Below are 20,602 nucleotides of genomic sequence, written 5' to 3' on the forward strand. Positions count from 1 at the left end.
GGACGGGTGGTCATGATTGGATTTCTAGAAAGTAATTCCCAGGTGTTGACAGGGGGCTTTATCCCATGTTAGGATCAACCTAATTGATACGAACGGAGGGGTTACGTGTGTTGAACTAATTCTTCGATATTCTTTGCACAATGAATTAAGCGGTGGTTTAAGGCTATTTAACGTGCAATCGTAATCGAAGAATGGTTTGCCTCATGGTAACCGGATTAGTTATATGCGACTGGGGATAGGGAATAATATCTCCGTTATGTCATATACAAGGATTTTAGGAGAACTCATTATATTGCGTTCATTCTCAAATTCTCTATTCGATTACAGCATGCACAGGCCAATAACCTGTGTTTTTTTATATTTCTATTAATCAGTGGAGGATTTAAATATGAACGAACGATTCATAAAAGTAGATGGAATTCATATATGTACAGACAGTTTTGGAGAGCCCGTTAATCCCGCCATTTTGTTGATTATGGGTGCCCAATCCTCAATGATTTGGTGGGAAGAAGAATTTTGCCAACGTTTGGCGGACACAGGGCGTTATGTCATTCGATATGATAACCGCGATGTTGGACGTTCAACAACTTATGAGCCTGGTCACCCGGGCTATACATTTGAAGACATGGCTGATGATGCCGTTCGTGTATTGGATGCTTATAAGATTGAGCAAGCGCATATCATAGGCATGTCCATGGGCGGTATGCTGGCTCAAATGATTGCACTGCGGCACCCGGGAAGAGTTCTAACCATTACCCTCTTGGCAACGTCCAATTTTGCTCCGCATCTTCCTCCGATGGAGGAAAGGATTATGGATTTTTTCTCGAATATGGGGGTTATTGATTGGTCTGACAAACAATCGGTAGTCGAATTCGCAATCAATCGGTCCAAAATCTTAACGGGATCAAAGCATATTTGTAATGAGCAGAAAACAGGCATGCTGGCTGGAAAAGAGTTTGAAAGAAGTAACAATATAGCCAGCATGAGTAATCACGCCTTGGTGACTGGTGGAGAATCTTATCTGGCTCGGACGAGTGAAATCAACGTGCCTGCGCTCATTATACACGGTACAGAAGATCCCATTATCCCTTATGAACATGCAGAACATGTGGCCCAAGAAATTCCGGGCGCGGTTTTACTGACATTGGAAGGCGCAGGGCATGAACTTCATGAGGATGACTGGGATATCATCATCGATGCGGTTTCAGAGCTTACTTCAATGCCAAATTGAAAGCCCACAACTCTTGGTTCAATCCGATCACTCATCTCGACATTTAGGGTCGGCATTATTCATTAACAGGGAAGCGGAGAGGGCCTATTCGGAGGTCCTCTCCATGTGCATTGAAGTGATCCGCGAAAGATGTATAGGATTTCCGTCAATGGTTGCCGGATCCTATGAAGCGATGATATATTTTGGATAGATTTACGTCTATATCAATGAGAAAAATAATAATCGTTGAGAGAGGTGTGTTTCAACATGGGAACCACGAAGGTAAGCGTTGAAGCCGTGATTAAAGCACCGATTGAGAAGGTATGGACGTATTGGACGGAGCCCGAACACATTACAAAGTGGAATCAAGCATCTGAGGATTGGCATGCACCACGGGCTGAGAATGATTTGCGGGTCGGCGGGAAGTTCGTAACCCGAATGGAAGCAAAAGATGGCAGCATGGGATTTGACTTTTCCGGAGTGTATGACAACGTGAAGCCGCATACGTTGATCTCCTATACGATGGAGGATGGGAGAAGTGTTGAGATTGCCTTTCGATCCGAAGGAGACGAAACGAAGGTCATTGAAACCTTTGACGCGGATAGCGCCCACCCTGTTGAATTTCAACAAGCTGGCTGGCAGGCGATCATGGACAATTTCAAAAGGTACACCGAATCACGCTAAGTAAGCCTCTGGGGGCGTATTTATTCGCAGTGGTTTTCATTTAGCTTCGGCTTATGTAAAAGCAGAAGGCACCCGATTTCATATCGGGTGCCTTTTTGAATGAAACTTCATATCTGCATTACTGTGCTTGCAGGCGCTGAATCCGGTCATCCAGGTCCGGATGCGAGGAGAACAGCATCATGCGCTTTTTCCCGCTGCTAATCTTCAGTGTGGCAAGGGATGAGGCCTCGCCTTCGTTGGCCTGATTCATATAGGCTTTAAGCGATTGGAGAGCATGGACCATTTTGTCCTTGCCGGCCAGATCCGCTCCTCCCCGGTCGGCATGATATTCGCGGTAGCGCGAGTAGGCCATGACGACCATGCTGCCGAGGATTGAGAATGCGATTTGGAACACGATCACAGCGATGAAATGAACGATCGGAGCCAGCTCTTCCTTGACAAGGCGGGATGCTGCCCATGCGGCGATGCGCGACAGGAACACCACGAACGTATTGACAACGCCTTGGAGCAGCGTCATGGTCACCATGTCGCCATTGGCGATATGAGCGACCTCATGGGCAACGACACCCTCTACAGCATCGCGGTCCATATTATCCAGCAGTCCGGTCGAGACAGCCACAAGCGAACGCTTCTTCGACGGTCCGGTTGCAAATGCGTTAACCTCTGGCGAATCATAGATGCCAACCTCCGGCATATGCATAAGACCAGCCGCCTTGGACAGGCGATCTACCATTTCGACGAGCTCGCGTTCTTCACTGGACAGATTGCCATGAGGGTCCAGCACTTGAACGTTCATCATTTTCTTGGCCATCCAGCGCGACATCGCTAACGAGATAAAGGCTCCCGTGAAACCGATGACGGCGCTGAAGGCGAGCAGCGAGCCCATGTTGAGGCCGCCTTGCTCATTAATATAGCCCCCGATGCCGAGCAGCGAGAGAATAATGCTGATCGTCACCAATACTAGAATATTCGTAAGAATGAAGAAAAAAATCCGTTTTGCCATGCGTCTCCTCCTAGCGCTTCTATTTGCACTTTGTTTCTACTATTTTAACATACTTTGCATGATGATCCCACGAGTTTTCGGGACCTTCGGCATCCGTCGGTGGCTTAAGACGTAAGAGGAGCCGTCCAATTAGGATTTGCGATCTGGTCAGCATGGCTCTCCAATGGGTTAGAGCACAACAATTATCATAAGGATACCATCAACGGGACTTATAATGGTATCTAGGAGGGAGGCAAATGAAAGAGTATATCCAACAGATGATCGATTGGATCGAAGAACATCTGAATGAGAAATTTTCGCTGGAGGACTTGGCTCGTTATATGGGGTATTCTCCGTATTATTGTTCTTTTAAATTTCATCAGGTAACAGGGATAAGCATGAGACGCTACATTCTTCTGAGAAGATTGTATTTATCTACAGAAGATTTAGCGAATCAGCGAAAAATTCTCGATGTGGCGCTGGATTATCATTATTCATCGCAGGAAGCCTACAGCAGGAGTTTTAAATCCGTATTTGGTGTCAGCCCAAGAGAATTTCAACGCCATCAAATGCCTGTTCAATCATTTGCCAAGCTCACAATATATCAGAGTGAGGACGGTCGTAGAATGAAAATAGCTAGAGAACATGAGGTTGAACAATTAAAGAAGAGGAAGATCGAATTATTCGACGACAATGTACTGAATATATTAAATGGTCAACTCATGTATGAGGCGTTTAAAAACAAAAAGCTCATGGGAGATTCTGATTATGCACCATTCAATGAAGCAATGTGTGTGAACGCCACGACATCATCTATTTTCGATCATGCTTTTATTAATACAAGAGCGGCAGGGCATCGTGAGTCCGTAGAAAATTACACCAACAAGGTTATAAGGCCCTTAGCTCCTTTGTTGGATAAACACTATGACTACATTGTTTTATGGTTTGGCGAAGACATGTTCTGCCAGATGAATCTTCTAACGCTCCTTGCTTATCTTGAACAGTCTCAGTATCAAGGTAAGGTGTTTTTTAATAGCTTTAGAGAGGATGAATTTAAAGTCAGTCAAACGGAGCTTACTTTAGGAATCTATCAGTCCGTCTATGAAGAAGTATTGGTCCGGCACAGGAGTCCAACCAATGAGCTGCTCCCCGTGATGTACCAGGCGATAGAGCTGTTCTTAGAGATGCAGAAAGAAGATCATCCGGTAATAAAATATATCTCAAACCATAAACACCTGCCTACAACGGAACTGCTGAAGCGATTATTTGAGGTTTTCCCAAACGTGGGATATGGAGATGCGCAGTATTTAGAGCTGATTCGCAAGGTAGAATGAACGGCCTTGTTGCTTCCGCGGTAAGCTTGTTATTCCTGCGGCTGTTATAATTATACAATATTCATATGCGTTTCAATTGCGAGAAACCAAAGGAGGGGCAAGGGTGGCAAAATGGGACAATATGCTGTCCATGCTATGGATGCTGCGGACCGGAAGGAAGCTCACAGCTGCGCAGATTGCAGACCATTTAGAGATCAGCGTCCGCACGGTGTACCGGTATATCGATGCATTATGCGCAAGTGGCGTGCCGGTGGTCGCGGAATCGGGACATGACGGCGGGATTCGCATTCTGGAGAGCTTCAAGGATACGCCGCCGTTGTTCTTCAGCGCCGAAGAGTTGAAGGCGCTGATGGATGCGTTTAAATTTGCCCAAGGTGCAGGCTATCCATATACGGAGGAGATTCTCAGCGTGCTTACGAAGGTGGAGAACGGGCTGCACGAAGAGCTGCACCATGATCTGTCCCGCCGAACGAGCGGCCTCGATGTGATTTCTCCGGCGAGGCCGCCCTCCCTCATTCCGCTGCTCAGGGAGCTCGAGCAGGCAGTGAAGGATGGGCGCACGGTCCGTATCGCTTATCGCAAAGCGAATGCGGAGCAGGAGGATGAACGTGAAGTCGATCCGTACGGGCTCGCATACGACCGGAACGAGTGGTACATCGTCGCGTTGTGCCACCGGTCGCAGGCGGTCCGAACGTTTCGCGTGGACCGAATTACGCAGCTGATACCGACCGGGGCGCTGTTTGAGAAGCCTGAGCGCTTCTCCGCGTCCGCCTATTTCCGCGACCAGTCCAACCGGGATCGTGAGGCGGACGGACCGTTGACGGTCATCCGCATTGAGGGAGGGCAAGATGCGCTGAACGCGATTTGCCACCACTGGCATCTGCGCCATTATCTGACGGAACGTACCGATCAGGAGGCGCGGTTTCTGATCGATGCTCCGACGATGAACAAGTACCTTCCGATGTATCTGATGACGTTTGGTCCGGCTATTCGTGTCCGGGAACCGCTGGAGTTGAAGCGCCGGATTCGGGAAATGGCAAGCAGCATCGCACAGCTCTATGAGGATGTTGATCTCGTTTGAACTTCACTGACAGCCGTTGTCAGCGAACCGGGTATACGATAGAGACAGGGCTTCGATAGCTTAACGACTAAGAGGATAAGGAAGGTGCATTTATTCATGCTTAGACACTCAGATCAGTTATACGATTATCATGTGTGGGCGAACGATCGGGTGTTCGCTCATCTGGAGCAGCTTCCGGAGGAAGTGTTTCATGCGGAAGTCACAAGCGTGTTTCCGTCCATATCACAAGCACTCGGACATATCTACTTGTTTGATCAGCTATATCTGGATGTGCTCGGGGAAGTTCCGAATGAGGAGATTTTTGTGAAGATGCCAGGTTGGAAGGAGGAAACGCAGGGCAAGTCGGTAGGGGAGATGCGCCAGCTATTTGCGAACGTCACGGAGCGGTACCGCGACTTACTGCGTCGCATACCCGACCCCGACAAGGCGATGACGATCGAGCATCCACGATACGGACGTCTCGATACGCGTTTCTCCGACATCCTGCAGCATGTGGTGAATCACGGGACGTATCACCGAGGCAATGTCACGGCTATTCTGAGGCAGCAAGGGCATCCCGGGGTCCCGACTGATTATTTATTTTATTTGATGGAGCGGCAGGGATAACCGCTGGAATCGGCCCATGATTTATGGGCGGCTTTGCATGTTGATCCCTTGTGATCAAGTCGTGAAACGGGCGGAGGAGGCGAAGATGTTTCCCTCCTGCCCGTTTTGGGTTCCCTCTTATTCTTGAATCCGAATCTATACCTGGTCCTAGTGGTCATCCCCTTCTCTCAAACCACTTCTCCCTGAACGAAAGGGATAGCGATGCAAGGAGGGGGAGAAGACGGGACTTCTGTTTCCCTCATATCCATCCGTTCACCGCCTGCTTGGACGATATGAAGCTGCCTAGCTGCTTCCGCTTAGTGCGGGTGTGGTAGTGAACCTTTGTTCAACCTCATGCTATTGGAGTGTGACCTCAGGGTTGAGTGTGATTTCAAAGGCGCGCCACCAGATGAAATCCGGATTGTCGTAAGCAAGGCAAGCGCTGCTGTATTCTGCCAACGTCCACGCACACCCGTTTATCTCCTTGACACTGCATGCCGGAGCGGAGGTGCCGATTAGGAAAGCGTTCCTTCCGGCCAGTGTTGTCGTATGAATCTGCATTTGATCCCGGAGGATCGTGAACACATGCTGGTAAGCTGACTCCGTGTTAAAGAGACGCATGTTCTGATCAGCGAACGAGGCTTGCAGATTATCATAACGAATATGGCTTGGCGTTCTGGAATAGCTCCGGACTTCGGCTATAGCTAGCCTTTTATAGTAGTAATCCTTCAAAAACCGTTTGAACAGCAGCGATCCATGCGCGTTAACGGCCGACTTCAGCTCGGAGGCAGCGGTCTCTGTGACCAAGAAAGCATACCGTGCTTGCCCCATGCCAAGCGAGAGGCCCATAATGTTCCCGGCCGTATTCCATGCGCTATAACCCAGCAACCGTCCCGTATAATTGCTATCCAGCAGCGGTTCCGTAACCGCCTGATTGGCTGCGCCTCTTCCGGTGAAATCCATAACTACCGTTGCTATGGAGCTTTCTCCATTGGCATCGATACGGTTTACGGCACTGGACACCTGGGTTTCGTCTGTAATCGCCACAATTTCAATGTCTGGTGTGCTGTCTACATATAGGCCGTCAATCACATCGATATGACGAAGAATGTTTTGATGTACAGTCATGTATTCATAGTTGTTGATGATTGTGGAACCATGAGGACCGTAATATTGGATGGAAATTTTCGTTTTACTGCCTCCGCGATGCAGTTGATTAGCCATCCGTGCTACCAGCGAGTGACCCAGCCCGTCTGCATCAGGCAAAATAACAGCACGATCCGGATTCTGCCCCTCGCAACCGCCTAGATAAGTGTCAATGTAGTTCTCGACAAATCTAATTTCATTGATTTGCACACCTTCCTTGTTGGCATCGTCGACACCAATGGCCAGGAAATCGATATAACCGTGACGTACAAGCTGGTCGAGTACATAGTAGTTCGTTTTAAACTTATGTTGTCTAGTGTTATAGTAATGGCTTTTATTAAAATGAATGGTTTCGCCCAGCTCCGTGCCATCACTGGATACATTATAACCGCTCACAATGTCGCCAAAGTCTGTATATTCTCTTCGAGCTATACCCATGAAGCTACGAGACTCGGTGTACGCATCGTAAGAGAGTCCTTCCACATAAGAGGTGGTAGCGAGTCGCATAATGGTATCAAGCACATAGACCGGCTTGTCCGGATAAAGCTGTTTAATCTCACGGATCACATCAAGCAAGTCCGTGGTCTCCGAATCATAATGGGGATACGTCCCTGTTCCGCTTGTACGCAAACGTCTACTGCCGATTAACCCTCCATAAACAAGCATATCGATCGAAATAATGAAGCCCTGGACGGAAGAGGCATGGCGCTTTATGAACTGACGAATTTGTTCCGGTTTACCATAACTAGGAGCCGAGGTACCTATAAGCTGGGTGCCCGAAGCGTCTGCGACCGAATCAATTCGGTTGCGGATATCGTCCGCATTTGGCGTAATGAGGTTTAAGCCTGATGCTTGTCCCAATGTGATGACATCATCGAGGTTTACCGGACGATCATCCAAGGGTACATACAATACATTTTTCATTGGTCAACTCTCCTTTGATGATTGTGAAGTGGTATTCATTATATATATAGATAAATCTTTTGTTTCATTAACAATCATAAATTGTGTATTTATGAACTTTAGCATCAATAAAAAGGAGACCGGGGAAGTGCGAAGAATCATTTTAATAAGGGAGAGGTGAATGAGGAATGGATAAAAAAGCAGCGGCTATTGCAGCGAATGAAATGCCTGAAGGAACGCAGGTGATTTACGGACAGTACGCCGAACGAGGGGCTTATTATTCCTGTTCTTACCGGCCGGATATCGTATATGCCCAGTATGGGGATGTACAGAGACGGCTTCAGATTATTATGCCGCATCGTGCGGGGGCTCGTTTTCCTTTAGTTGTCTTCGTTCAAGGCTCGGCTTGGAGGAAACAAGACATTCATGTCAACATTCCAAACCTGTGCCATATTGCAGCGAAAGGGTATGTGGTAGCCAGTGTGGAGATTAGAGAGTCGGACATAGCGCCGTTCCCGGCCGCTCTTGAAGATGTGAAATGCGCGATCCGGTTTATGCGCACGAACGCAGCAGAGTACGGGGTCGATCCCAAGCGGGTTGCGGTATGGGGAGATTCATCGGGCGGGCACCTTGCCTTAATGACGGGACTAACCATAGGCGAATATGATAACGGCCTGTATAGTGAGCAGACAGATGAGGTGTGTGCAGTCATCGACTATTATGGCGTTACGGATCTGCTTACTCTAGGGAAGTATAATGACATTCTTGACCATGATGCAGCCGATTCACCAGAAGGGTTATTCATTGGAGGAAGAGTGCCGGACCATGTGGAACTGGCGAAGAAGGCTAGCCCCGTCCATCAGGATCTGGATAAGAAACTCCCACCATTTCTCATCATGCATGGAGACAGCGATAACATTGTCCATGTGAATCAGAGCATAGCGATGTACAAAGCGCTCAAGGAGCATGGACAGAGCGTGGTGTTCTATAAGGTGCTAGGTGCGGATCATGGGACAGGTTTTTGGAATCCGCAGGTGCTGGAGATAACGGAGAGATTCTTGTCTGCTCATTTATATCGTCCCATCCTTGATCCACCGCAATTTCAGCATGATCAGCATGAGGAATGAAATAAGTTGTACAGTGAGCCTTCCATCATACGTGTGGGGGCTTTCTTTTTCAGCGGGAACTTGCTATGATGAAATCACTTATTAAACGCGTTTAATAAGTTCCCGGAAGGATGGGATATTGTGCAATACAAGAAGCATTGGTCGATTCGGAAGATAAGAATTGGTAATGAAATCTGAATGGAGTCTAAGAATGGGAGCACACACAGGATGAGTACGCTTTTGTTATTGATTATTTATTTGGCCTTTATCAGCCTTGGGCTGCCCGATTCTCTGATAGGCGCATCGTGGCCTGTGATGCGGCAGGAGCTGGGCGCACCGATCGGAATGGCAGGACTGCTGTCGATGATGGTGACGGCGGGCACGATTGTATCCAGCTTGGTGAGTGGATTCGTTGTAAGCCGGTTTGGCACAGGCCGCGTGACGCTGGCGAGCTGCATTATGACGGCTGCGGCGCTGATAGGATTTTCTTATGCGCCATCGATCGCTTGGCTGATCGTGTGGGCCATTCCGCTCGGGCTCGGTGGAGGCGCGGTCGATGCCGCGCTGAATCATTATGTAGCGGCGCGCTATAAAGCCCACCATATGAGCTGGCTGCATTGTTTCTGGGGCATCGGAGCGACGGCCAGTCCGATGATTATGGCTGCATATTTGTCCGGAAATGCATCTTGGAGAGAGGGATATTTTGCCGTAGGGAGTATACAACTCGCGCTGGTGATCATTCTGTTCGTTTCGCTCCCTTTATGGGGCTATATCGCCAAGCATCACTCCGGAGGTACGGAACGGCAGCCATCGGGCGGGCAGGAGCCCCGCGATCTTACAAAGGGGAGCAAGCTTAAGAATGCAAGGGGCGTCAAATATGCCTTGGCCGCCTTTCTATTCTACTGCGGAGTGGAGACAACGGTGGGTCTGTGGGGGAGCAGCTATCTGGTCAGGGTACACGGGCTTCCGGCTGAGGAAGCCGCATTGTGGGTTTCGATATACTATGCGGGCATCACGATCGGAAGGTTCATCACCGGATTCATCACGTTCAAGGTCAGCAATCTGCTGCTCATTCGAACAGGTCAGATTATGACCTTTGTCGGCGGACTGCTTCTGTTGCTGCCGCTTCCGCCAGGCTTCGCGCTAAGCGGATTGCTGATGATCGGACTAGGACTCGCACCGATCTATCCGAGCATGCTGCATGAGACCCCTGCCCGATTCGGTGAGCGGCATGCAGGGAAGATCATGGGGTATCAGATGGCTGTTGCCTATACGGGGACGACGCTGTTGCCTCCGTTTCTGGGGGTGTTGGCCGGTTATACAACAATCGGCATATTCCCGCTCTACATCCTGTTTCTCGTTGCGGGAATGCTGTTATTCTCTGAAATTCTGAATTTCCTGATCAAGGGACGGAGTGAGGCAAGCCGATCCTGAGTCGATCGTGGTTCGAAAGGGAATAGAGACAACGGAGCACAATAATACCCCGGCGACCTTCGCCGGGGTATGTTATGTAATATGGAATTGCGCATACAAAAACACTGTGGTATGATAAAAAAACCGCCACTGCATCTTTTTGAAAAAGTTCATAAATAACCCATCTTATCTTTAATTTAATCTTAGCATCTAGCGCGGTGGTTTGTCAAATGTTTTTTTCGGAATAATCTGAAGGGGAGTGTGCGCTCGCATATGGTCAATGAGCAGGATTGGATTCAGGAACAGGAACGGCTGCATGTCGTAACGCAAAAGCTGCAAGCAAGAATTGCTGAGCTGGAGCCGGAGGTAGCTGGACTACAGAGTCACACGGCGGAAATTCGCCGACGCTTCTGGGAGGAAGTGACGGTGAATACAAGCACGGATGAGGATCTTGAAGAGACATTCTACAGCATTAAACAGCAGGAGGCATTGTTATCAGAGCGGGAGCGAAGCTACCGGCTGCGCGTGCAGCAATGGCACAACTTGAACCGGCTGCTCAAGTCGCCCTACTTCGGACGCATCGACTTCCAGGAGGATGGGCTCGGCTATCGTGAACAAATCTATATCGGTGTGTCCTCGTTCGTGGAGTCGGACGGGTTGAATTTTCTGATCTATGACTGGCGTACCCCCATTGCGAGCATGTATTACGATGCTTCCCCTGGACCTGCTGCATACGACACACCTGGCGGACGGATCACGGGAACGATGGAATTGAAGCGTCAATACCAGATTAAGGATGGTCAGCTTCTTAACGTGTTCGATACAAGCTTAACGATTGGCGACCAATTGCTGCAGCAGGTGCTGGGCAAGGGTGCGGACACACAAATGAAGAGCATCGTGGCTACCATCCAGAAGGAGCAGAATGCGATCATCCGTGACGACACCAGCCGAATGCTGATTGTGCAAGGGGCGGCAGGCAGCGGGAAAACCTCGGCGGCCCTGCAACGGGTCGCTTACTTGCTCTATAAACACCGGGAACGGTTAAAGGCAGACCAAATCGTTCTGTTCTCGCCCAATCCGATGTTTAACAGCTATGTATCAACCGTCCTTCCGGAGCTTGGCGAGGAAAATATGCAGCAGGCGACGTTTCAGGAATATCTGGAATACGGACTGGGTACAGGGCTGAAGTTGGAGGACCCGTTCGACCAGATCGAATACGTGTTGACAGAGCAGCACACACGCCAATACGAGGCCCGTCTGAAGGGGATTGCATATAAAGCTTCCGCGGAATTCCTCCAAGCGCTGAAGAATTATTCAGTGTGGCTAGGACGTGAAGGCATGTGCTTCAACAGCATCCGGTTTCGGGATCGCGAACTGATCGCTGCGAAACGGATGGAAGAACAGTTCTACAGCTATGATCCCTCCATCCGCCTGGCCAATCGCGTAGCGATGCTGCAGGAGTGGCTGCTGAAGGAGCTAACCTTGCTGGAGCGTAAGGAGCGGGAGGAGGATTGGGTCCAGGAGGAGCTGAATTACCTCGACAATGAGCAGTACGATGCCGTCCACAAAGAGCTGCACCAAGAGCGCGGGGTCTTCGATTTCGCCGAGCAATATGAGCAAATTCAGGAGAAGCTGCAGAACAAACGCCGCCGTGATGAAGGCGACTTCGATTATGCCGAACGGGAGGAAGAGCTGCTCGTCCGCGAGATTGTGAAGGCGCAGTTTCTACCGCTGAGACGAAGTGTAAAACGGATGGCGTTCATTGACATGCTCGGGTTGTATGCCCAGCTGTTTGGAAGCCAGGACGCATATACGAGAATGACGGGCGGGGCAGAAGTTCCGGAGTTATGGGCGGACATAGGCGAGCAGACCAGGGAGAAGCTAGGCCGATATGAACTGTTTTACGAGGATGCCACGCCGTTTCTGTATCTAAAAGAGCTGGTTGAGGGCATGCGCATGAACACGGAGGTCCGGCATGTCTTCGTTGATGAAGGGCAGGATTACTCCATGTTTCAATACGAATTTCTCAAGAAGCTGTTTCCCCATGCCCGCATGACGGTGCTTGGCGATTTCGGTCAGGCCATCTTCACACAGGCAACGGAGCTCTATGGCACGAACTCACCCTTGCTCCGGTTATATGGCGAGTCAGACACCCGGCTGATTCGGCTTGTGCGCAGTTATCGCTCCACCCGTGAGATTGTGGAATTCACCCGAGCGCTGCTGCCGGGCGGTCAGGATATCGTGCCTTTTGACAGAAGGGGGGCGAAGCCGCTTCTTATCAAGGCAAGCAGCAGCGGGGACCTGGTCATGCGAATGGCAGAGGATCTTGCGGCGCTTGAGGCCGAGGGCTACCAATCCATTGCTGTCATTACGAAGACCGCCGCCGAGAGCAGCGAAGCCTGGCATCGTCTAGAAGAGAGCGGTGCGTCCGTGCGGCTGGTCACGAAACAGACGCCCACCTTCGAGCATGGGGCGGTCGTCTTGCCCGCCTATCTGGCCAAAGGTGTTGAGTTCGACGCCGTTCTGATCTATGACGCCTCGGCACGGGTCTATCACCGGGAACGGGAGCGCAAGCTCTTTTATACGGCCTGCACTCGTGCTATGCACCGGTTACAGTTATATACGTCAGGGGAGTGGTCGCCATTCATTCAGGCGCTGGATGCATCGCTGTATGAGGTCCGGGCTGAAGGCGAGGGAGATTCCTCCGAAGTACCGGCAGAAGGCCGTTGAGGCCCATGACGGCTGTGCGCTGATCGTCCGTTCGCTCACACGAACCATTCACCCATCTATACCATTCGAATTCACATAACCCATTAATCAATAGCCGATTCATGATCATGAATGAGCCATCCGCTCGGGATGGCTCTCTTTCTGTTTCTACAACCATGGATCAGTATGGGGCTGTCCTCATCCAGACCTCAGTTAAATCTCCGAATCGATCGGCAGTTTCTTGATCGGGGCATAGATGTGGTAGGCGGCATCCAGATGCTGAACATCATCAAACACTTGAATAAGCTCGATATGCGAATCCTCGGTCTCCTGTCTGGTGATTTTCAGAAATCTTGCATAATCAGTTTTCAGCACGTCCCCAATGTCCAGGATATCTCCCGTATATTTGAATTTGGCACAGAAGAGCTGGGGGACATCCACGGTGAAATAATACGGCAGATCGATCTGCACTTCACGCGGAATGCCGAACAGCACCTTGAACCGGGTGGAGTGGGGCTCGCAGTTGGAATAGATCACATAGCATGGGTCGTCCGCGGTATCATCCATGTGATTGAACAGCATTTGGGCATGGGTTCGAATCCGCGCTTTGTAATCCCCGGCCAGGTCCACTTCAAAGGCGATGCCGCTCACCCGGAGCGTGCCCAGTTCCGTCAGAGTGAAATCGGTGACAATATCCCCGTTCACGTTCTTGACCGGTCTTTGTACAACAGCAGGAATCGGTTCAGGCGTAATAACGGCCTGCACTGCTCGTAACGATTTGGGCGGCACCCCGTACTGACGCTTGAAGGCGCGTGTGAAAGAAGCTTGTGTACCGAAGCCCAGCTCATATGCGATGTTTGTCAGGGACATTGTTTTGTTGTGGATGAGCGGCAAGGACGCATTCAGCCTTCGCTTCAAGATGTACTGGCTTAACGAGCACCCCATCATCGCCGAGAACAAGCGGTGGAAATAAAATTTTGACATATGAAAAGCATCTGCAACGGAATCCAGTGACAAGGGCTGCTGCAAGTTGTCCTCGATAAGCACCAGAGCCTGCTCGACCACTTTGTGATGGTCCATTGTCACCCCCCCCCTTCCGGGTTCTAGTGAATGTTGTGGTCAGTATACCACACCGCAATTAGCGGAGGATCAATGATTTGTAAAATCAGAAGAACACGCTGCGGAGCCTGCATTCACCAGCCCCTTCTTCTGCGTCCCTTCCGGGGAGCAGCGTAGTACCGGCGCATTACAGCAAGATTTGAAAAGTAATGACGGGCTGGCCCTGGTACATTGGTGTCATACGGGAGGGCCAGAGGATATTTGCCTGGGCAAAATGGTCGCACACACCTTGGCATCTGGTCAGCATGCACCCCCGGTCATATAGATACTTGAATGGAGGTCGTCTCAATGGATATCAAGGATAACAAGCAAACAGGCAAGCCGCATATAACCGCATCCGGCCTGATGCGCGGTACCGGTGTATTTGCCATCTTGGCTGGACTGTTATACATCGCCATTCAGTTTATTCATCCTGCTGAGGAACTGTCCGCTGTCCGTACTGCCCCGTGGGTCATGGTTGCTGCTTTGAGCATGCTTATGTCCCTGTTCTTCCTGATCGGGTTGACCGGGATTTATGTGAAACAAGCGCAGGAGGCGGGCTGGCTCGGGGTGGCAGGATATCTGATCTTCAGCCTGTTCTGGCTGGCCTCGACCGCCTTCAGCTTCGTGGAAGTGTTTGTGCTGCCATTGCTGGCCACCGACGCACCACTATTCGTGGAAGGGTTCCTTGGGATTTTTGGCGGCGGCAGCAGCGAAGCTGACCTGGGCGCCCTTACGGCATTGGCGCCAATAGCAGGGGGGCTGTACTTGCTGGGAGGTCTGTTGCTGGGGATCGCTACCTTTCGCTCCGGTGTTCTGCCCCGTGCGGCGGGGGCCCTGCTTGCGTTCGGGGCGGTGGTGACGCTCGCTGCTGCTGTCATTCCTCATCCGCTAGATCGGATTCTGGCCATTCCGATGGGGCTGGCCCTGATATGGCTGGGCTATGTGCTCAGCTCGGGTCGCGAGCGAAGTGCCGGTGTGTGAATGAAACCACAGGTTCATGATGGCCGGGGGCTCAAGCTTCCCGGTTATTTCCCATGTTCCCATAGGACAACAAGCTTCGGCGACCATATCATATATATGTCGTAACATCCAGTATCCGAAGGAAATCAAGCCCCTTCGTCGAACTGATATATAAGTAGCGAACGGAATAGTATAAATGGAACGCGCTTATATGCAGAGCGGGAAGAGAGGGGCGTGCGGGCAGCAATGAAGGACATTTTGAATAAATATATGAACAGACTGACCTCACTGAGTGAAGAGGAGCAGCAAGCCATTATCGAGGAGCTGAATATCGAGCACTTTAACAAAGGGGAGGTCCTGATTCGGCAAGGGGACATCCCCACGAAATGTTATTTCATCCTGCAGGGTTGCGTAAGGCAGTACTCGGTGGATGAAGAGGGACGGGAGATTACTTCGAATTTTTATACCGAAGAACAGGCGATAGCGGTTTTCAATCATCACCGGGAAGACAAGTCGTCAGACCATACATTCACCTGTGTGGAGGATGGCGTGATGGTTGTAGGCCAGCTCGACATTGAACAGGACATGTACAACAAATACACGCAATTAGAGACGATGACTCGCAGAATGATTGAAGAGAACTTAAGTCAGGTTCAGGCCGAGTTTGCCGTCTTTATCGCCTCATCGCCTGAAGAACGCTACAAAACGCTGTTGAAGAAGCGCCCTTCCCTCATCGACCGTGTGCCCCAGCACCAGCTGGCAAGTTATCTGGGGATGACCCCGGAGTCCCTGAGCAGAATCAAGAAGAGGGTGTTTCGGGACTCGATGTAGCCGGGAAGCTGGGCAACGGACGCTTTCCTGTTCCCCCTCTGAACAGCAGCCATAGGGCGAAGCCCGCTTCTCCGGCTGTCATCGGCAGCATAAATACCATTTCAAGCACTGAGCCGATCCCCTCATGCTCCGCAAAAAAGATCTGAGCCCCGTGAACCAGGCCATAACCGGCTGAAGCAATCAGCAGCAGAATGCCAATCCATCTGGGCACATGGCCGGATTTCAGAGCCAGCAGCCCTAGAATCAGCAGGTGTCCGCCAAAGATAATTAAACCCACCGACCATATCTGTTCAAACGCTTCGAAATACAGCAATACCTGTGCTCCAACCTGCTCTTGCGTAAAACCCGATGACACGGCATCACCGCCGACCAGCAGCTGAACGAACAGCAGCTGCATAATCGCTATGCCCAGAATCGCCGAATACGTGATCCGAAGCCACCCGCCTAGCAGGGATAGATGGGGATGAGTAGGTTTGAAGAAGACATAACAGGCCCAGGCCACAACAATATCGCACAGTAAAATGACGAGCCAGCCCAAGATCTCTCCCCGAAAAAGAGCGCCGCTGGTGGTTACATGATTCAATGTGGCAGCTGCATCTCCAGGAACGAGCAAATTTCCATGGACATATCCATATGAAAACGCCGCGGCGATCATCATGATCACAAGTGCCGTACCGGCAATGAGCGCTGGTTTTCGCCGTCCCGCAATATCGTTTCTTAAAGGATTCATTCAGGCATTCCTCCCGATTGGTGATGACCCCATTGTAGCCGGTCAGGGCGGGATGTTCATTGACTTAAGTCAAGAGTTCGATTGAATGGACGGAGACCTTTCGAATACAAAAAAAGGCCTCAACGCCCACCATAAAGTGGGGATGAGGCCTTTTTGATTAAAAAATTACTGATTTCTTCTTTTCTCCAGTTCTTGCATGAATGCTTCTTCATTCTCAAACAATTCGACACCCATAAGGTAGGAGAGAATGCGCGGCAGGTTCGTGTTATCGATCAAACCAACGAATTCGTTGGCGCCTTTGCCGTACGCATACAATGGAAGCTCTTCTCCTGTATGATGACGGGATCCCCAGCTGATCAATGCGTGACCGGATACCACCGTTCCGACTTCATTAATGAGCGTAGTGGCATTATTCCAGTTGACGCTTGTCAATTGAGCAACATCCTCTTCGGTCAGCTTGAAACCAACAATAGGTTCAACAACTTGCTTCACATCAACCCAATAGGCTGTTGTAACGTTGCCATCTTCATCTTGTCCATAGGCTACTTGCAGTCCAATTAATTCGGCGATGGATTTCAGGTTGAAGTACGCTGTGCCATTCTCCACAAAGAAGTCGGATTCTTGCTCCTGCGAAGCAACTTTCACCGATTTCTCTGGCAGATTCACCGTAAATGCCGAATTCGCAATTTCAACATCGACAGTGAGATCAGTACCGTTGTAATCCAGTTTTCCGTCCAGCTGGTCAACGACTTCTCTCAGCGGCATGTAGATGTCATGATTAACTACCCGAACCGAGCTGCCAACATCGGTGGTGATTGCCTTGGAGAGCAGTTCCGCGCCGACGGTATTCACGCTTCCGGTTGCATTCTTCAATACAGCGATATTTTCTTGGTACCCGCCTGGCGTGTTACCGATGTTCATACCGCCTGTTTCGTGGTCGCCAACGACAACAACCAGCGTGTCCGAGTTTTCTCTGGCAAACTCAAGCGCGACGTCAACCGCTTCTTCAAATGCCAGCATGTCAGTAATCAGGGCGATAGGATCGTTGGCATGGCCGGCCCAATCAATCTGACTGCCCTCAACCATGAGAAAGAATCCTTTATCGTTCTTGCTAAGCGTATCCACTGCCAGCTTCGTCATTTCAGCCAAGCTTGGGACATTTTGTTTGTCGCGGTCAATTTCATACTTCAGATCACTCATGGCAAACAAGCCAAGAATTTGGTCTCCGTCTACTTGTCCAATTTCGCTGCGATTTGTAATATACTCATAACCCGCAGCCTTTGCTTCCTCTACCAAATTACGCTCCGGCTGTTTACCACCCTCAGACTCAGGCAAGAACATATCACGGCCACCGCCGAGAATAACATCGACATTATTGATATATTCAGTAGCAAGTGCCACTTCATTGCCGCGGCTTGGATCATGTGCCGTGAATACCGCAGGCGTTGCATGCGTAATCCGAGAAGTAGCAACCAGTCCCGTTGACTTGCCGCTCTCCCGAGCTGCGTCGAGAATCGAATCCGGTTTCACACCGTCCGGCGTAACCGAGATCACACCATTATTCGTTTTGTATCCGGTTGCCATCGCTGTACCTGCGGCGGCAGAATCCGTAACATTGGTATCTGCGGAGGCAGTCTTCATTAATCCTTTCACATAGCGTTCAAAGGACAGTTCCTCTCCCTTGTAAATCCGTGTTGCTGTCAAATAGCTGATACCCATGCCATCCGGAATTAACAGAATCACATTTTTTGCGCTGCCCTTTTCTTCCGCTCCGACAACGCTTACTAAACTGGTCCAAATGAGTACCGCTGCAATGAAAACCTTTGCGGATCTGCTGTAGAATTTCGAGAACATAATCTAACCTCCTACTAATCCATTGGAATAGCTTTACTATAATAGCAAAATATTAACGTATTATTCGAGGGAGGTTAAGATATTGTTAATTAAGGGTGTTTGTCTAGTCATTAAAATGATAACTTTAGTGTTTACAATCTGACTGTAGTCAGGTAGTATGTTTCCATACTGTAATTTTGGAGGTTCATATGGAAACGAAAGTGATAGAAGTCAGAAGGGCTGCTTTATGGGGGAGATCCTTTATTTTTATTATGGCTGCCAATGCCCTTCTGTTTATGGTGTTTGAAATGATGCTTCCGACATTACCACTGTTTGTCTCGCATCTTGGCGGAGGGGCTTCGGAAATAGGGATGGTAACGGGGGTGTTCATGTTCTCGGCGATCTTAATTCGTCCATTTACTGCGAAATTGGCAGCGCGTATAGATAAAAAGTATCTGCTGTTGATCGGCATCGCAATATGTGCGGCAATGACAGGTCTATACTACCTTGCGTCAGGTACGGCGATGATTTTGGTCCTCCGGGTCATCCATGGGTTTGGGTTTGGAATAGCGACCACGTACTTCGCTACCTTAGCGACAGAGAACATTCCAGTGGAACGCCGCGGGGAAGGAATGGGCTATTTTGGGGTAGGGGAGACCGTGGCGGTCTCGGTCGGACCTTTAATCGGGATGAGTGTGTTGACTCAATATGATTTTCACGGCCTCTTTTTCGGAGGGATGTTTATTTTGCTCCTGGCACTGCTGATGGCTGTGTTCGTCTCCCGGAAGCCGCATACTGGCACTGTGGAAGACCAACCGGAAGTTCCCTTTAAGCTGATTGAAAAAAGAGTACTCTTTCCTTCACTGCTCATCATGCTGATAGGGGTTGCGGCAGGCTCGATCATGTCGTTCATCGCGCTATACGCTGCCGAAAAAGGATTTGATAAGATAGCCTGGTTCTTCTTTATCGTTGCTTTGGCCAGCTTCGCGGTTCGCCTTGTATCCGGAAAAATGTTCGACCGTTTCGGCCCAGGCTCCGTGCTTGTACCCTCAGCTGTATTTATGGGTGTAGGCATCTGGTTGCTTACACAATCCGGAAGCGAAGCGTGGTTTCTCGTGTCGGCGGCCGTCTACGGACTAGGTTTCGGCGCTGTTTTTCCAGCGATTCAGACCTGGTGCATCAATCTGGTTGATGAACATGAGCATGAGAATGCGATGGCTTCCTTCTTCAACTTTTTTGACCTTGGCATAGGTGGAGGGGCGATGATTCTGGGCCTGGTTGCTTCAGCATTCTCCTATGAAGTAGTGTATGATGTAGCTATAGCCATCATGATCTTATACTTGCTTTTGTATATTGGTTATGCCAGAAGGAAGAGAAACGGATAAGTGAATGCATTGTGTCGGAGGTAAATCTAGTTGAGTAAAGACAAAATTAAGGAAATTGCGATTCAACACTTTAATCGTTACGGGTACGAGGGGACCCGGATGGCAAAGATCGCCGAAGAGGCAGGGATCCGCAAGCAGTCCCTTTCGTACCATTATTCGAGCAAGAAGGAGCTGCTGCTGGAGCTGTACGCGGAAGCAGTGCAAAGTGAAATCGAATTTGTGCATCATTATTTTCACCGTGCCGGCGGATGGTCTTGGGAAGACAGATTGTATAACTTCTTGGTGGAGCATAAGAACCGCTTCTTGATGCATCCTAACGTAAACTTAATGTTTGTGTTTTCATTTATCCCGCCACTTGAAGTGAATGACTATGTCTTATCTCAATACAGACGCTATCTTGCCGTGCTAAAAGGGGAGCTGACCGCGTTATTTGAGGAGGCTGGACACCCATCACCGGAGGAATGCTCGGTAGCCTATGTTACCCTATTGGACGGACTTGATGTGCAGCTGGTCTATGAGACACATCAATCGTACGAGCGCACGATGGCGATTGCTTGGAGCGTATTTCTTGCCGGAATACGGCATGTCTAAGCTAGATTCGGCGGCTAA

General features: G+C 49.9%; 17 protein-coding genes. 12 read left to right on the forward strand and 5 right to left on the reverse strand.

Annotated elements, in window-relative coordinates; translation table 11 throughout:
• Positions 1-388 precede the first annotated feature (388 nt).
• Both mle and CHH67_RS24545 read left to right on the forward strand, forming a co-directional pair.
• Complete coding sequence (mle, locus tag CHH67_RS24540; RefSeq protein WP_095267991.1) at positions 389-1,231, forward strand: alpha/beta fold macrolide esterase; 843 nt, start codon at positions 389-391, stop codon at positions 1,229-1,231.
• A 246-nt stretch (positions 1,232-1,477) separates the two neighbouring features.
• Positions 1,478-1,894, forward strand: a complete 417-nt coding sequence (locus tag CHH67_RS24545) for an SRPBCC family protein (RefSeq protein ID WP_095267992.1) — start codon at positions 1,478-1,480, stop codon at positions 1,892-1,894.
• Between the two features lie 118 nt (positions 1,895-2,012).
• Here CHH67_RS24545 and htpX read toward each other — a convergent pair whose 3' ends face one another.
• Positions 2,013-2,897 carry a protease HtpX gene (htpX, locus tag CHH67_RS24550; RefSeq protein ID WP_095267993.1) on the reverse strand — a complete coding sequence of 295 codons (885 nt, stop codon included), beginning with the start codon at positions 2,895-2,897 and terminating at the stop codon, positions 2,013-2,015.
• A 236-nt stretch (positions 2,898-3,133) separates the two neighbouring features.
• Between htpX and CHH67_RS24555 the strand changes: the two genes are divergently transcribed.
• From CHH67_RS24555 to CHH67_RS24565, 3 genes are all read left to right on the forward strand, one after another.
• Positions 3,134-4,210 (forward strand): helix-turn-helix domain-containing protein, encoded by a 1,077-nt coding sequence (locus CHH67_RS24555; RefSeq protein ID WP_095267994.1) that lies wholly within the window; start codon positions 3,134-3,136, stop codon positions 4,208-4,210.
• Positions 4,211-4,313: 103 nt separating this feature from the next.
• Positions 4,314-5,291 (forward strand): helix-turn-helix transcriptional regulator, encoded by a 978-nt coding sequence (locus CHH67_RS24560; RefSeq protein ID WP_095267995.1) that lies wholly within the window; start codon positions 4,314-4,316, stop codon positions 5,289-5,291.
• Between the two features lie 96 nt (positions 5,292-5,387).
• The gene (locus CHH67_RS24565) at positions 5,388-5,897 is read left to right on the forward strand and encodes a DinB family protein (protein ID WP_095267996.1); all 510 of its coding nucleotides are present in this window, start codon (positions 5,388-5,390) and stop codon (positions 5,895-5,897) included.
• 336 nt (positions 5,898-6,233) lie between these two features.
• On the opposite strand, the gene CHH67_RS24570 is transcribed toward CHH67_RS24565, so the two are convergent.
• Positions 6,234-7,946: a DUF4127 family protein gene (locus tag CHH67_RS24570; RefSeq protein ID WP_095267997.1), complete on the reverse strand. Its 1,713-nt coding sequence runs from the start codon at positions 7,944-7,946 to the stop codon at positions 6,234-6,236.
• A 167-nt stretch (positions 7,947-8,113) separates the two neighbouring features.
• Here CHH67_RS24570 and CHH67_RS24575 point away from each other — a divergent pair, with 167 nt between their 5' ends.
• The 3 genes from CHH67_RS24575 to helD all read left to right on the forward strand — a co-directional run bounded on the left by CHH67_RS24575 (position 8,114) and on the right by helD (position 13,174).
• Positions 8,114-9,052 carry an alpha/beta hydrolase gene (locus CHH67_RS24575; protein WP_095267998.1) on the forward strand — a complete coding sequence of 313 codons (939 nt, stop codon included), beginning with the start codon at positions 8,114-8,116 and terminating at the stop codon, positions 9,050-9,052.
• Positions 9,053-9,259: 207 nt separating this feature from the next.
• Positions 9,260-10,465: an MFS transporter gene (locus tag CHH67_RS24580; protein ID WP_095267999.1), complete on the forward strand. Its 1,206-nt coding sequence runs from the start codon at positions 9,260-9,262 to the stop codon at positions 10,463-10,465.
• A gap of 252 nt (positions 10,466-10,717) precedes the next feature.
• The gene (gene helD / locus CHH67_RS24585; protein WP_095268000.1) at positions 10,718-13,174 is read left to right on the forward strand and encodes an RNA polymerase recycling motor HelD; all 2,457 of its coding nucleotides are present in this window, start codon (positions 10,718-10,720) and stop codon (positions 13,172-13,174) included.
• Positions 13,175-13,366: 192 nt separating this feature from the next.
• On the opposite strand, the gene CHH67_RS24590 is transcribed toward helD, so the two are convergent.
• Positions 13,367-14,233 (reverse strand): helix-turn-helix transcriptional regulator, encoded by an 867-nt coding sequence (locus CHH67_RS24590; protein ID WP_095268001.1) that lies wholly within the window; start codon positions 14,231-14,233, stop codon positions 13,367-13,369.
• 327 nt (positions 14,234-14,560) lie between these two features.
• Between CHH67_RS24590 and CHH67_RS24595 the strand changes: the two genes are divergently transcribed.
• Positions 14,561-15,235 (forward strand): hypothetical protein, encoded by a 675-nt coding sequence (locus CHH67_RS24595; protein WP_095268002.1) that lies wholly within the window; start codon positions 14,561-14,563, stop codon positions 15,233-15,235.
• A gap of 225 nt (positions 15,236-15,460) precedes the next feature.
• The gene (locus CHH67_RS24600) at positions 15,461-16,045 is read left to right on the forward strand and encodes a Crp/Fnr family transcriptional regulator (RefSeq protein ID WP_095268003.1); all 585 of its coding nucleotides are present in this window, start codon (positions 15,461-15,463) and stop codon (positions 16,043-16,045) included.
• On the opposite strand, the gene CHH67_RS24605 is transcribed toward CHH67_RS24600, so the two are convergent.
• Both CHH67_RS24605 and CHH67_RS24610 read right to left on the reverse strand, forming a co-directional pair.
• On the reverse strand, positions 16,014-16,775 hold the full coding sequence (locus CHH67_RS24605; RefSeq protein ID WP_095268004.1) for a DUF4386 domain-containing protein: 762 nt from the start codon (positions 16,773-16,775) through the stop codon (positions 16,014-16,016). The two genes, CHH67_RS24600 and CHH67_RS24605, sit on opposite strands and share 32 nt — an antisense overlap.
• Positions 16,776-16,940: 165 nt before the next feature.
• Positions 16,941-18,629, reverse strand: coding sequence for an alkaline phosphatase (locus tag CHH67_RS24610; RefSeq protein ID WP_095268005.1), 1,689 nt, complete (start codon positions 18,627-18,629; stop codon positions 16,941-16,943).
• A gap of 188 nt (positions 18,630-18,817) precedes the next feature.
• On the opposite strand from CHH67_RS24610, the gene CHH67_RS24615 reads away from it, so the two are divergent.
• Positions 18,818-19,993 (forward strand): MFS transporter, encoded by a 1,176-nt coding sequence (locus CHH67_RS24615; protein WP_095268006.1) that lies wholly within the window; start codon positions 18,818-18,820, stop codon positions 19,991-19,993.
• A 30-nt stretch (positions 19,994-20,023) separates the two neighbouring features.
• On the forward strand, positions 20,024-20,584 hold the full coding sequence (locus CHH67_RS24620; RefSeq protein ID WP_095268007.1) for a TetR/AcrR family transcriptional regulator: 561 nt from the start codon (positions 20,024-20,026) through the stop codon (positions 20,582-20,584).
• Positions 20,585-20,602: the final 18 nt, after the last annotated feature.

The organism is Paenibacillus campinasensis (assembly GCF_002272015.1).
In the GTDB taxonomy this organism is placed as follows: domain Bacteria; phylum Bacillota; class Bacilli; order Paenibacillales; family Paenibacillaceae; genus Paenibacillus_AQ; species Paenibacillus_AQ campinasensis.